The organism is Acidimicrobiales bacterium (assembly GCA_040219085.1).
Lineage (GTDB): Bacteria > Actinomycetota > Acidimicrobiia > Acidimicrobiales > JAVJTC01 > JAVJTC01.
In genome coordinates this window covers 221,295-234,017 of the sequence record JAVJTC010000009.1, presented here as the reverse complement: position 1 = coordinate 234,017, position 12,723 = coordinate 221,295, and the positions used below count along the sequence as shown (strand labels likewise).

General features: G+C 67.6%; 12 protein-coding genes. 5 read left to right on the top strand and 7 right to left on the bottom strand.

Going from position 1 to position 12,723, the window contains the following annotated elements; translation table 11 throughout:
- The first annotated feature begins 23 nt into the window (after window positions 1-23).
- On the top strand, window positions 24-1,670 hold the full coding sequence (locus RIE08_04810; GenBank protein MEQ8716912.1) for a class I adenylate-forming enzyme family protein: 1,647 nt from the start codon (window positions 24-26) through the stop codon (window positions 1,668-1,670).
- A 33-nt stretch (window positions 1,671-1,703) separates the two neighbouring features.
- Here the strand turns inward: RIE08_04810 and RIE08_04805 are convergent, their stop codons facing one another.
- Window positions 1,704-2,648: a nuclear transport factor 2 family protein gene (locus RIE08_04805; GenBank protein MEQ8716911.1), complete on the bottom strand. Its 945-nt coding sequence runs from the start codon at window positions 2,646-2,648 to the stop codon at window positions 1,704-1,706.
- A 572-nt stretch (window positions 2,649-3,220) separates the two neighbouring features.
- On the opposite strand from RIE08_04805, the gene RIE08_04800 reads away from it, so the two are divergent.
- Window positions 3,221-3,430, top strand: coding sequence for a type II toxin-antitoxin system CcdA family antitoxin (locus tag RIE08_04800; GenBank protein MEQ8716910.1), 210 nt, complete (start codon window positions 3,221-3,223; stop codon window positions 3,428-3,430).
- Window positions 3,427-3,735 carry a type II toxin-antitoxin system PemK/MazF family toxin gene (locus RIE08_04795; GenBank protein ID MEQ8716909.1) on the top strand — a complete coding sequence of 103 codons (309 nt, stop codon included), beginning with the start codon at window positions 3,427-3,429 and terminating at the stop codon, window positions 3,733-3,735. Before RIE08_04800 ends, RIE08_04795 begins: the two co-directional genes overlap by 4 nt.
- Before the next feature lie 173 nt (window positions 3,736-3,908).
- On the opposite strand, the gene RIE08_04790 is transcribed toward RIE08_04795, so the two are convergent.
- The 6 genes from RIE08_04790 to RIE08_04765 form a co-directional block, all read right to left on the bottom strand.
- A complete protein-coding gene (locus tag RIE08_04790; protein ID MEQ8716908.1) occupies window positions 3,909-4,373 on the bottom strand; it encodes a hypothetical protein in 465 nt (154 codons plus the stop codon).
- A gap of 51 nt (window positions 4,374-4,424) precedes the next feature.
- Window positions 4,425-5,912 carry a cryptochrome/photolyase family protein gene (locus RIE08_04785; protein ID MEQ8716907.1) on the bottom strand — a complete coding sequence of 496 codons (1,488 nt, stop codon included), beginning with the start codon at window positions 5,910-5,912 and terminating at the stop codon, window positions 4,425-4,427.
- Window position 5,913: 1 nt separating this feature from the next.
- Window positions 5,914-7,185 carry an APC family permease gene (locus tag RIE08_04780; GenBank protein MEQ8716906.1) on the bottom strand — a complete coding sequence of 424 codons (1,272 nt, stop codon included), beginning with the start codon at window positions 7,183-7,185 and terminating at the stop codon, window positions 5,914-5,916.
- Window positions 7,186-7,262: 77 nt separating this feature from the next.
- Window positions 7,263-8,867 (bottom strand): AMP-binding protein, encoded by a 1,605-nt coding sequence (locus RIE08_04775; protein ID MEQ8716905.1) that lies wholly within the window; start codon window positions 8,865-8,867, stop codon window positions 7,263-7,265.
- 3 nt (window positions 8,868-8,870) lie between these two features.
- Complete coding sequence (locus RIE08_04770; GenBank protein MEQ8716904.1) at window positions 8,871-9,443, bottom strand: VOC family protein; 573 nt, start codon at window positions 9,441-9,443, stop codon at window positions 8,871-8,873.
- A gap of 14 nt (window positions 9,444-9,457) precedes the next feature.
- On the bottom strand, window positions 9,458-10,582 hold the full coding sequence (locus RIE08_04765) for a hypothetical protein (protein MEQ8716903.1): 1,125 nt from the start codon (window positions 10,580-10,582) through the stop codon (window positions 9,458-9,460).
- A gap of 86 nt (window positions 10,583-10,668) precedes the next feature.
- Here RIE08_04765 and RIE08_04760 point away from each other — a divergent pair, with 86 nt between their 5' ends.
- Window positions 10,669-11,676 carry a hypothetical protein gene (locus tag RIE08_04760; protein MEQ8716902.1) on the top strand — a complete coding sequence of 336 codons (1,008 nt, stop codon included), beginning with the start codon at window positions 10,669-10,671 and terminating at the stop codon, window positions 11,674-11,676.
- The gene (locus RIE08_04755) at window positions 11,673-12,716 is read left to right on the top strand and encodes a phosphotransferase family protein (GenBank protein ID MEQ8716901.1); all 1,044 of its coding nucleotides are present in this window, start codon (window positions 11,673-11,675) and stop codon (window positions 12,714-12,716) included. The genes RIE08_04760 and RIE08_04755 overlap by 4 nt, the downstream gene beginning before the upstream one ends.
- Window positions 12,717-12,723: the final 7 nt, after the last annotated feature.

Here is a 12,723-nt window from a genome sequence, read left to right as displayed (position 1 = left end):
TCCGCACCGCAATGGGGGATCTGATGGACCGGGAATGGGTTGACGTCACGACCTTCGGGGATCTTCTCGTCCGCGGCGCGCAGTTGTGGCCCGACCACGACGCGGTCGTCTTCCCCGACACACGCCACACCTACGCGTCGCTGCTGGAGGCGGCTGAGCGCTCCGCGCGTTCGCTGCTCGGCCTGGGCGTCACCCCGGGTCAGCACGTCGGCATCCTCATGCCGAACTGCATGGACTACATCGAGGTCATGTTCGGCGCCGCCATCCTGGGCGCCTGGGTGATCCCGATCAACGCCCGCTTCAAGGGCCAGGAGATCAGCTACGTCCTCGAGAACGGTGACATCGACGTCCTGTTCACGAGCGACATCATCGACCAGCACACCGACTACGTCGAGATCCTCAACGGCTGCTTCCCGGAACTGGCCGATGCCGCCGACGTCACCGACCTGCGGCCCGCGGCCGCGCCGAAGCTGCGCTCGATCGTCCTGCTCGGGTCCTCGTCGCCGCAGGGGATGCTGGACCGGGCCGGGTTCGAGGCGCTGGCCGAGGGCCACGATACCGAGTACGTACACCTGCTGCGGTCCCGGGTGGCCATCCGCGACGTCGCGATGATGATGTACACCTCGGGGACGACGGCCGAGCCCAAGGGTTGTCCGATGACCCACGAACAGCTCGTGAGGACGTCGGTGACGGCGGGTCGCAACCGCTTCGAGTTCACCCCCGAGGACGTGTTCTGGGATCCGCTGCCCATGTTCCACATGAGCACGATCCTGCCGATGATCGGCTGCTTCGACGCCGGCTCGACGTTCGTCACGCTCACCCACTTCGATCCCGCGACGGCCATCGCCCAGATCCGTGGCGAGAACGCGACCATGAGCTTCTCGACGTTCCCGACGGTCACCCAGGCGCTGTTGAACCACCCCGACGCGGACGACTTCCCGAACATCCGTCTGTGGAACAACGTCTCGTCGCCCGACGGTCTCCGCAAGATCCACGCGTCGCTGCCCCACGCCAAACACATCAACGCGTACGGGCTCACCGAGTGCGGTGGCGTGGTCGCGTTCAACGAGCCGTCGGACCCCGACGAGATCCGACCGATCTCGTCGGGTACGCCGTTCCGGGGCATCGAGTTGCGGATCCGCGACATGGACACCGGGGAGTGGCTCGACGAGCCGGGCCAGCGTGGCCAGATCTGGTGCCGCGGCTACAGCGTCTTCGAGGGCTACTACAAGGACGCCGAGAAGAACGCCGAGTGCTTCGACGACGAGGGCTGGTTCAACACCGGCGACCTCGGCGCGCTGGACCCCGAGGGTCGCATCTCCTACATGGGTCGCTTCAAGGACATGTTGAAGGTGGGTGGGGAGAATGTCGCCGCCATCGAGATCGAGTCCTTCATCCAGACCAACGACGCCATCTCGATCGCCCAGGTGGTCGCGGTGCCCGACGAGAAGTATGTCGAGGTGCCCGCGGCGTTCGTCGAGTTCAACCCCGGGGCCTCGGTCACCGAGGAGGAGCTCATCGAGTTCTGCAAGGGGGAGATCTCCTCGTTCAAGATCCCCCGCTACGTGCGTGAGGTGAAGCCCGGGACGTGGCCGATGTCGGGCACGAAGATCCAGAAGTTCCGCCTGCGCGAGGACCTCTGCAAGGAACTCGGCATCGAGATGGGCTGACCGGCCCGGGCTTGCCCAGCCCGGCATCCGTGTTCAGCTGTCGGCAGCCTCGAGGTTCCGCAGCAGACGCTCGGTCGTCAACGGATTCGCATGTTCGATCCAGCGGATGATCCGTCCATCGGAGAACGTGAAGAAGCCGGCGTAGGTGTTCCGGTATGGCACGGCACCGCGGGAGGTGACGCAGTCGCCGGTGTAGCGCGCAGCGACGACGTCGCCGTCAGATGATGAGACCACTTCGACGAGTGTGAGGTCGAAACGGACAAAGCGTTCCGCGATCACGCGGAACATCTCAAGGGTCGCTGTGCGGTCGCGCAGGGTTGGCTCGTCCTTGAAGGGGAGCTCGAAGACGAGGTCTTCGTGCAGGCACCCTGCGATCCCGTCGACGTCGAAGGCGGCCATACTGGCGAAGAACTGACTGAGAACGGTCAGGTTCGATCGCGAGACATCGGCTGCCATCAGCTGGCCGAGTGGCGGGTCCGGGAAGGTCGCCGGCGCCGGGGTGCCGTAGGCGAGCATCCGGTCCCTCAGGGGTAGTGCCGACGGGTACTGCTCGACGGGCAGGTAGTAGAAGTAGCCCATGTTGCGGTCGGCGATGCGCCAGGAGCCGTCGACACGTCGGTAGACGTCCTCGTAGACGACCGCGGCGACCATCGTCGTCCCGTCGCGTACGACCTCGGCGTGGGCGGTGACCCGTCCGGTCGCCCGGTCGTGGTCGTAGGGATCCAGTGTGAGTACCTGCCCGTGGGCGACGTGGAACGTCGGGCCGAGCGAGGCCCAGCGGCCCTCGTAGGTCTCGATTATGGCGTCGAGTCCCTCGGCGGCGAAGACACCGTCCTTCGACCGAAGCGTTGCGTCGTCGGTGAAGATGCGCCGCACCTCGGCGACGTCGCGCTCGTCCATCGCGAGCCCGTACCGAGTCGAGAGCTCGCGGATCTCGTCGCGGTCCTCCAGTGCCCTGATGCGGTCCTGAAGTGTCATGGCGTCCCCCGGTTGCCGGTGGGGGGACCCTAGCGGTGCGGGCGGGGCCGGGCGCCTCCTCCGATGGTGCTGCGTCGGGCCCTGTTCAGTCTCGGCCGCTGCGCTCGAGAAGATGCCGGGCGTGGAGGGGTTCGCGTAGGAAACCCCGTCGCGATGTACGAAATAGCGGACATCAGAGGCACTTCTGGAAATTGGAACTGCAGGCCGGGGTCTCGAGCCTGGCCGACCGATCTACACGTCAAGGCTGGTCGATGCGGCGTCTGCGGGTTCGATCGCCCCGCTAGCGATCCCCCGTTGTCCGTCTGTTCTCTGCCTCGATCAGCGCACGGCGGATGGCCACGAGTAGAGAGTAGCTAGACGGAAGAACCGCAAGTGTGAGCAGCTATCCGGTGGCAGCGTCCACGGAGACACCCCATCGGACCTCTGCGAGATGGCGTTCGGTAGCGCGTGGAGGGTTCGCGGGAGGAAACCCCGTCGCGATGTCCGCAATAGCGGACATCAGGGGCACTTCTGGAAATCGGAACTGCACCGGCCGTTCTGCTAGCCAGCAGTGAATGCTAGCATCTTGTGCTATGACAACGACCCGCTCGACATTCACGCTCGACGAGTCGCTCGCGGATGAGGCCCGGCGGCTCGGCGTCAACATCTCGGCCGCCGCCAGGGAGGGCGTCGCTGCGGCAGTCCGAGCCGCGCTGGCCAGTGCCGATCGAGCCGCGTACGAACAGAACCCCGAGCGCCCGGACGCGTTCTGGGCCGAGGCAGAAACCTGGGGAGAGGAATGAACCGGGGTGAGGTCTGGCTCGCGGAAGCGGGTCGAAAGCGACGGCCCGTCCTCGTGCTCACCCGGCCCGAGGTTCTCGACGTACGCACTCTCGTCACCGTGGCCGAGATCACTACGACGATTCGCGGACTCGCGGTTGAAGTGGGGATCGATCACCGGGCCATGGGTCTCGAGCGCTATTCCGTCGTCAACTGCGACGGCCTCCATACCCTCGCGAAGTCCATGCTGACCCGGCGGGTGGGCGATGTCGACGACGACACGATGGGACGAGTGTGCTCGGCACTCAGCTACGCGCTCAGCTGCTGAACGGACGGATTCGCGAGGAGACCTGGCGCCGTCGATCAGGTGTCCGGTGAACCGAGAGCCCACGTGGAGCTTGGTGTGGGCGTCAGGCGAGCTCGGCAGACAGGCTCTCCACCGCACTCCCCATCAAACCACGACAGATGCAGCCGCCTGGCTTGCGGTAGACGCCAACGGGGTCAATCGCCGGATGCTCCGGCCTGATGCCACGCGCGGATAGCCGAGACCAGGCCTGCTGCCGATTCCTTGCTCTTCTGGGCGCCAGTCAACTCGATCCTGATCGTTGATCGCCGCGTCTCCACACAAAGGTGCCGTCTCTCGAACATGTCCCGGCTCGCCTCACCCCGCACCTCGAGAAGGTCCTCACGAAGAATCGCCTCGTCGCGAAATCGCCTCCGAATCCTGAGGACGCGATCATCTGCGGTCACACGGAATCTGGCGGTTTCGACGGTGGCGATGACCGACCTCGCCCCAAGCAGCAATAGCACTGCAGCAAAGCCATAGGCGAATGGCCCACGAGCCCCGGCTATCAACGCAGCAATCGGTGTCACGACAAGCAGCGCCGCAAACACCCCGCCAATGACAACAGCAAGCCAGTCTGCTGGTCCCAAGTCCTCCGAGAGCTTCCTCTCACCGACCACCATGACCGCCAGTATGTACCGGCTGCGAGGTGCCGAACGACTGACCGAATCCGCCTAGAGGCTCCCGTCCCCGGCGAGACCGAGGATCTCGACCGCACGGGCGCGGACGTCGTCGATATCGGAGAGTCGGCGCAGGTTGGCGAGCTGCCGGCCCATGCGGCCGTTGCCCTGAAGGCTCGCCTCGTTGCGGGCGAGGAAATCCCAGTAGAGGGTCGTGAACGGGCACGCATTGTCACCGACCCGGGCCCTGCGGTCGTACACGCACCCCGCACAGTGGTCACTCATGCGGTCGATGTACGCGCCGCTCGCGGCGTACGGCTTCGTCGCCATCCGCCCGCCGTCGGCGTGCAGGCCCATGCCCAACACGTTCGGCAACATCACCCATTCGGCGGCGTCCACGAAGCGTTCCCGCATCCATGCGTTGAACGCCTGCGGGTCCAGGCCGGCGATGAGCGCGAAGTTCGAGAGGATCATCAGGCGCTGGATGTGGTGCGCGTACCCGTGAACCTCGACACCGGCGAGCGTCTCGCTCATGCACCGCATTTCGGTATCGCCGGTGACGAACATCGGCGGTAGGGGCCGATCGGCGTCGAGTTCGTTCACATCCCGGTAGCCGGGCATCCACAGCCAGTACAGGCCCCACACGTACTCCCGCCAGCCGATGATCTGGCGGACGAACCCCTCCACGGAGGCGAGCGGCGCCTCGCCACGGTCGTACGCGTCGACGGCGGCATCGACGACCTCCCGGGGATGCAGCACGCCGAGATTCAGCGCCGGCGAGATCAGGGAGTGGGCGAGGTGCCACGACGACTCCGTCATCGCGTCCTGGTGCGGGCCGAATCGCGGAAGCCCGTGGGCGATGAAGCGCTCGAGACGCCGCAGCGCGCCGGCCCGGTCCGTCGGCCAGATCCCCGTCGGATCGGCGCCGACGGCTGACGGCGGCAGACCCGCCAGCACGGCGGCGTCGAGATCGTCGAGATCGTCGACGACCGGTTCGGGCCATCCGGGATCCCCGTCGGGCGGCGGCTCGCGGTTCTGGTCGTCGTAGTTCCACCGCCCGCCCTCGGGGGCGTCGCCGTCCATGAGGACGTCGAGGCGCTGACGCTGCCACCGGTAGAAGTCCTCCATCCGCAGGCGTCCGTCGCGTTCGGCGGCCCACGCGGCGAAGTCGTCCCGGTGGCACAGGAACTGGTTCGAGCCGACGATGTCCACGTCGAGCCGCTCCAGCATCGTCTGCCCGCTCCACGACATCGGCTCCATCGCGACCACCCGGTCGGGCGAAAACCGCTCGCGATGCGCGCGGAGACCGGTGGCGAACGTGGGGGCCGGGCGCAGGTCCACGGTGAATCCCGCCGTCTCGAGTTCCCCAGCGAACCGACGCATCCCGGCAAGGACGACGTGCAGGCGCTGGCGGTGCCAGGGGCGATCTCCGATGGTCGCCCCGGACTCGACGAGCAGGACCGTGGTGGTCGCCGGATCCCTGCCGGCGAGGCTCTTGATGTCGACGCTGAGTTGGTCGCCGAAGACCCAGACCGTGTCCACGTCAGTCTCTTCGCACAGGGACCGGTTCGACGATGCGCGTCGTCACGAACCACACGACCGCACCCGCGCCGACGACGGATGAGCCGATGACAACCGACGCCGTCGGAAGGGAGAACGCGAGCAGCAGGCACCCGCCGACGCCCGCCACCGACAACCACCACGGGAAACGCCGTTCACCAGGCCCGAGCGTCACCGCCGACGCGTTGGCGAGCGCGTAGTAGAGCAGCACCCCGAATGAACTGAAGCCGATGGCCTCACGCAGGTCCACTAGGGCGACCACGACGGCGACCGCGACCCCGACGAGCGCCTGTGCCAGGTCCGGGATGCCGGTGCGGTCGCTGACCGACGCGAGCCGGGTGGGGAGGTGCCGGTTGCGTGCCATGGCGAACGACGTCCGGGTGACACCGGCCAGCAGCGACAGGAGCACACCGGCCGCGGCGACACCGCCGCCGATGCGCACGATCGGTGTGAGAGCGTCGAGGTCGCCCGCGTCGGCCACTGCGGCGAGGGGGGCATCCGAACGCGCGAGGACCTCCCACCCCACCGCGAGCAGCGCCGTCACGGCGACGACCGCGTAGATCGCGAGCGCTGCCAGAAGAGCGCCGATGATCGCCCTGGGGATCGTCCTGGCCGGGTCATGGACCTCCTCGCCGAGGGTGGCGATCCGGGCGTAGCCGGCGAACGCGAAGAACAGGATCCCCGCACCCTCGACCACGCCCCAGTCCAGCCCCGTGTCGGTGATGCGGTCCGCATCGGCGGTGCCCCCACCGAGGCCGGCGACCACGACGAGCGCGAGCACGGAACCGACCACCGCAACGATCGCCATCGTCAACTGGGCGGTCTTGCGGACTCCGGCCAGGTTGACGACGGTCAGTAGGACCGCGACGGCGACGGCGGGCCAGCGGGCGTGATCGGGCGCAACGTAGGTGCCGAACGTCAGCGCCATCGCCGCGCAGCTCGCCGTCTTGCCGACGACGAACGCCCAGCCTGCGAGATACCCCCACAGGTCACCGAGGCGCTGGCGGCCGTAAACGTAGGTGCCCCCGCTCTCGGGGTACAGAGCCGCCAACGACGCCGACGAGGTGGCGTTGCAGAACGCCACGAACCCGGCGATCACGAGACTCAGCAGCATCCAGGACCCCGCGGCCTCCGCCGCCGGACCGAAGGCGGCGAAGATCCCGGCGCCGATCATCGACCCGAGACCGAGCACGACCGCGTCGCGCAGGGTCAGCTCACGCCGCAAGGAACCATCGGTCGGCCCGGTGGCGGTCATCGGGTGCTCCTCGGGGGTCAGGAACAGCGGGGAACCTCGAAACCGGAACCGCGTGTTGGGCCCGGAAGCTCAGTCTGTCACGACCGCGGTACCTCGACGCCCAGCTCGCGTCGGTCGAACGTGTCGTCGGTCACGCCGAGCTCCCGGAGCTTGAACTTCTGGATGCGCTGGCTCGGGGTCTTCGGCAGGTCGTCGGTGAGGCGCAGGTACGTCGGCACCGCGAAACGGGGGATCCGCGCAACGCAGAACTCGAAGAGCTCGGTCGGGTCGATGGCGGCGTCCGGCTTGGCGACGACCGAGATCATCACCTCGTCCTCGGTCAGCTCGGACGGCACCGCGTAGGCCGCGGCCTCCAGAACCGACGGGTGTTCCTGGACGGCACGCTCCACCTCGAACGAGGAGATGTTCTCGCCCCGGCGGCGCATCGAGTCCTTCAGCCGGTCCACGAACACGAGGTAGCCCTCGTGGTCGAGGTGGCCGCGGTCGCCGGTGTGGAACCACAGGTCCCGGAACGCGTCCACCGTTGCGTCCAGACGTTCCCAGTAGCCGGCGAACAGTGCGCCCCGCTCGCGCGGACGGGCGCAGATCTCGCCGTCGACACCCGCGGGCACCGGCTCGCCGGTGGCGGGGTCCTGGATCTGGATCTCGTACTGCGGCAGGACACGGCCCATGGTTCCCCGCTTGGAGGTCCCCGGAGTGGGCGCCGATGCCGGACCGAGCTCGGTCGACCCGTACGTCTCGATCAGCTCCATCGCGAATCTCTGCTCGAAGGAGTCGATGATCCCCGGAGGGGCCGCGGCGCCGAAGGCGATGCGGCACGGATTGTCGGCGTCGTCGGGGCGGGGGTCCGCCGCGTGGAGCAGGTGGATGATGGCGCCCATGTAGCCGAACCAGGTGGCGCCGGCGGAACGGATGTCGTCCCAGAAACCCGACAGCGAGAAGCCGTTGCGGAGGGCGACGCTTCCGCCGGCCCACATCGTCGACGTGATGACAGCGGATCGGGCCGTCACATGGAAGATGGGGAACATCGAGTAGGCGACGTCGCGGTCGGTGAGCTCGAGGATGTCGATCCACGACCGGGCGTTGAACAGCGCGGTGCGGTTGGGGAGCATCACGCCCTTGGACGGGCCGGTGGTCCCCGAGGTGTACATGATGTAGACGAGGTCACGTTCGGTCCGTGAGACCGGCGACGACATCGGATCCGACGCCGAAACCTGCGCGAACGGGTGCCCCCTCAGACGTCCCGGTGGGTCGAGCGGTTCGCCCACGACGACGACGTCGCGCAACGTGTCGATGTCGAACACCTCGAGGCGGTCCAGCCAACGGGCGTCGATCACGAGCACCTCGGCACCGGACTCGCGCAGGACGTGGGCGAGGAAGCTCCCCTTGAACTCGGTGTTGATGGGGACGTCGACGGCACCGGCCCACGAGATGCCGAACCAGGTGGTCAGGTACTCCGGAGTGGGTTCGAGCATCGTCGCGACGCGGTCTCCGCGCCTGACCCCGAGCGCTGCGAGGCCCGCAGCGAAACGTCCGGCGCGCTCAGCGAGTCCCCCGTAGGTGATGGTCGCGTCGGTGGTGTGGATGAAGACCCGGTCGCCGAGGCGGTTCGCGCGGTCGGCGAGAACCGACGAGAGGATCCAGTCCCCGTCGTAGAGGCTGGCGTTGTCAGGCGCGGTCATCGTTCACCCCGTCCGAGGCGTCTTGGGCATGTACACGTCAGAGCGGGTTTCGTCGTAGTCGTCGGGAAGGTCGTCGATGTGCCACGTCCTGTTCCCCCACCACCGCCACTGGCCGGCGAGGACCCCTTCGAGGGTGCACGTCGGGTGCGGGCTGAGCCAGTCGAGGGTGGAATCGACGATCTGGAGCAGGCACCCGAACCCGGACTTCGGGCGCACGAACGTCTCCCGCCACGTCGCCGCCGAGAGGTCCGTGTCGACGAGTTCGAAACCGTTGGCGGTCAGCTTCTCGATCATGACTTCGACGTCGGGGACGAAGACCGTGGCGTGGTGGAACCCCTCACCGTGACGTTCGAGGAACGCCGCCATGTGCGAGTTCTCGTCGAGCGGCTGGAGGAGTTCGATCTTGAGGTCGCCGGGCAACTTCAGCTGGACCGTGCGCATCCCGAGACGCATGTCGTCGCCGCCGGCGACGAACACGCCGCCGAAGGTGTCGCGGTACAGCACCAGGCCCTTTTCGATGGAGCGCACGGCCAGGCCGAGGTGGTCGTAGCGGATGATCGGTGCGTCGCCGCTCATGGGGTCGTCATCCCTCACTCGAAGCCGGAAGGCTCATAGGCGCCGTAGATCATGTGCTCGACGTGGGCCATGCCCTTCTCGCCGCCGGGGCCGGTCAGGTCGCACACGAACTCGGTGCCGCCGAGGCGACGATCGGCAGGGATGCGCTCGGGAGCGGCCTTGTGGAGGTTGTCGTCCACCTTGAAGCGTTCGTGCTCGGTGTACGCCTCGCCCCGCCATACGCCGAGCCCGCCGCCGTCGTTCCAACCCCGGGTGTAGCCGAACCCCTGGGGGTGAGCGGGATAGCACACCGACGTGAACGTGAACGTGCGCCGGTTCCCGTCGTGGTCGATCAGGGTGAACGTGCCCCCCTTGAGCCGACGCGTGCCCGGGTGGTACTCGAACTCGTGCTCGCAGGAAGCGAGCAGGATCGGGTCACCCTTCGCCGGGTCGATGCGCCCCTCGAAGTCGAGGGTCCTGCCGGCCGCGTCCTCGTGGGTGTGGAAGAACCCGGACATGCCGTCCACCTCGAATGGGATCCAGATGCGGATGGCGCGCCGATCGGGCTCGGCGTCGTCGGTCCCCGGGATCCCCTTGATCGGGATGTACGGGCCCATCGTCGAACGCAGACCCCAGCTGTGATCGCGGCAGGCGTGCCACCCGTCGACGAGGATCTGGTCGTCGTCGATGCGCATCAGCCCCGACGCACGTCCGGTCTGGGTGTAGCGGATGAGGTCGTTGAGGAGCTTGCCGTACCGGTACTGACGGTGGCCGTGCTCCACGTGAGGGTCGCCGGTCGCGACGATCGTCACGTCGAAGTTCAGCCCGATGTCGGAGTTGGTCAGCGCGATCCGCTGGCGCCGCATCGGCTCGAGGATCTCCACCGACAGGGGCCCGAGCTCCAGGACGTCGAAGTGGGGACGCAGGGCCCGGCTGAGCCGCTGGTTGCGCTGCTCGCCCCGGGAATGGATCACCATTCCGGCGTATCCGTCCATCACGTTCGTATTCGGCGACAGCCGCAGACCCATGAAGACGTGGATCCCGGGCTTGTAGAACGAGAAGTAGTAACCGTCGTTGAAATGGGTGTCAGATGTCTGAGGCTGGCCGAGAGGCTCGGCGGTCTGGTGGAAGGGGAGGTCGTCCCAGCGGTTCAGTCGCACCGAATCTCCTTTTCGCCCGGAACGGCGGACGTGTGGTTGTGTACTAGCAAACGCCGAGGCCACCGGACCACCCAGGAGTCCCCGAGATGCCCGTAGCCCCCGACGCCGACTACCCCCATTCCGTCCCCGCGGTCTCCGACCTGATCTGGAAGGAGAACTGGGTGATCGAGGGTCTGGACCTCGACGAGTCCGTCGCTGTGATGTTCCACTTCTCGATGCGACCCGCCGACGGCGAGGGCATCTTCACGGCGAAGGCCCAGGGCCCCGATGTGCGGATCCGCTCGGTGAACCGCCACCCGATCGGTGCGACGCTCGACGACATGCGCCCCGTCACCGACGGTTCCACCACCTTCGAGGTGCTCGAACCGAAGAAGCGCTTCAGCCTGCGCCACGAGGGCGAAGACGGTGCCATGGACCTCGTCTTCACCGGGCGATTCGAGCCGTTCGACTTCGCCGACGGCCCGAAGCCGCCGGGCACCTCGCCGCTGGGACCCATCGGCCTGTCGGTCTTCCCCTTCAACCACTACGAGCAGTCGCTCGCCTTCGAGGGCACGATCACGCCTCGCAAGGGGGCACGGGCGGGTGAGACCATCGCCATCAGCGGACTGGGGATGCGCGACCACTCATGGGGCTGGCGCAACGACTTCTGCTTCCGTAGGCACCACTGGCTGTGCGCCAACTTCGCCGACCGCTACGTCCAGGGCTCGGCGATGCTCGAGGCCTTCTACCCCGACGAGAAGTTCGGTGGGTTTGTCTCCAGCGCCGCCGGAAACGAACCCGTCTCCCACGTGGTCGCGGACGACCCCTACTGGCTCGACGACCCCGAGGAGCCCTTCGGTTCCTTCGAGCGTGACGCGCGTTACACGGTGACGACCGTCGCCGGGGACACCCACGTCATCACCGCGCACCTGTCCGATGCGCTGGCGAAGCTCTACCTCAACGCCCGCAGCGGCGACCGGACGATGGTGTATCAGGACTGCGTGATCTTCTGTCGCTTCACCGACGAGACATCCGGTGAGTCGGGCAACGGCCTGCTCGAGGTGGGCAAGTACGCCGAGGGCCCCGGTATCGCCGACCGCATGGGTCGCCAGTGAGCGTCCCGTCCAACAACGAGGTCGTCGCGGCGCTCACGCAGTGGTTCGCGTCGCTGCACGGCGCTGCCACCGAGGCGGTGGAACTCACCGACGTGCGCCGCCACGCCGAGGGGTGGTCGTGGCAGACGTGGACGATGACGGTCACCTGGCCGGGCGGGACAGCCGGCTACGCGGTGCGGCGAGAACCGGAGGACGGTCTGCTCGCGCCCTACGACATCGAGGGTCAGTACCGCCTGCACCGGGCGGTGGTCGACCATTCCGACGTGCCCATGGCCGGCCTCGTCGCCCTCGAGACGGACACGTCGATCCTGGGCATGCCCTTCTACGTGATGGAACGCGTCGAGGGTGGTGTGCCCGCCCAGTGGAGCGGGAAGGATCCGCAGTGGTTCCCCACCCCCGAGGCGCGGCGCGCGCTCGGGGAGGACTTCGTTGCGGTCCTCGCACGCATCCACGCGATCGACCCCGTCACGGCCGACCTCGGGTTCCTCGCCCCCGGAGGTGACCTCGGTGTCGACTGCGCGGCAGCGACCGCCGCCTTCTTGGACGACCTCGAGGAGATGTACGTGGCGAGCGCGCTCGTGGAGGTCCCGCTGGTGCGTGAGGCGTTCGCCTGGTGCCGTGAGTCGATGACGCTGTCGGGCCGGGTCACCCTCGTCCACGGCGACTACCGGATCGGGAACTTCATGGTGCGCGACGGGCGGGTGGTCGCCGTGTTCGACTGGGAACTCAGCCGCATCGGGGACCCGGTCGCCGACCTCGCCTACGCGGGGCTGCCGCTGTTCCGTGGTCGGTCGCCCCTCTTCTCGCACATGCTCGAGCGGGATGACTTCCTCGCCACCTACGAGAAGCACAGTGGTCACGCCGTGGACCCCGCGGTCTTCGACTGGTGGACCGTCGCCAACCACATCCAGGCCGCCGTACCGCACCTGCGGGCGGCCGCGGTCTACGAGGACGGGACGTTCGACGACCTGCGCCTCGCCGCGATGGGGCACCAGGTGAACTATGTGCTGCGCACCCTGGCCACAGAACTCGGGATCTGAGAGGACC

What these genes read in the sequence shown, in the direction of transcription:
- RIE08_04810 (MEQ8716912.1), top strand. Translation starts at nt 24, where the DNA reads ATGGACCGGGAATGGGTTGACGTCACGACCTTCGGGGATCTTCTCGTC.
- RIE08_04790 (MEQ8716908.1), bottom strand. Translation starts at nt 4,373, where the DNA reads ATGGTGGTCGGTGAGAGGAAGCTCTCGGAGGACTTGGGACCAGCAGAC.
- RIE08_04770 (MEQ8716904.1), bottom strand. Translation starts at nt 9,443, where the DNA reads ATGAGCGGCGACGCACCGATCATCCGCTACGACCACCTCGGCCTGGCC.
- RIE08_04780 (MEQ8716906.1), bottom strand. Translation starts at nt 7,185, where the DNA reads ATGACCGCCACCGGGCCGACCGATGGTTCCTTGCGGCGTGAGCTGACC.
- RIE08_04795 (MEQ8716909.1), top strand. Translation starts at nt 3,427, where the DNA reads ATGAACCGGGGTGAGGTCTGGCTCGCGGAAGCGGGTCGAAAGCGACGG.
- RIE08_04805 (MEQ8716911.1), bottom strand. Translation starts at nt 2,648, where the DNA reads ATGACACTTCAGGACCGCATCAGGGCACTGGAGGACCGCGACGAGATC.
- RIE08_04775 (MEQ8716905.1), bottom strand. Translation starts at nt 8,867, where the DNA reads ATGACCGCGCCTGACAACGCCAGCCTCTACGACGGGGACTGGATCCTC.
- RIE08_04760 (MEQ8716902.1), top strand. Translation starts at nt 10,669, where the DNA reads ATGCCCGTAGCCCCCGACGCCGACTACCCCCATTCCGTCCCCGCGGTC.
- RIE08_04800 (MEQ8716910.1), top strand. Translation starts at nt 3,221, where the DNA reads ATGACAACGACCCGCTCGACATTCACGCTCGACGAGTCGCTCGCGGAT.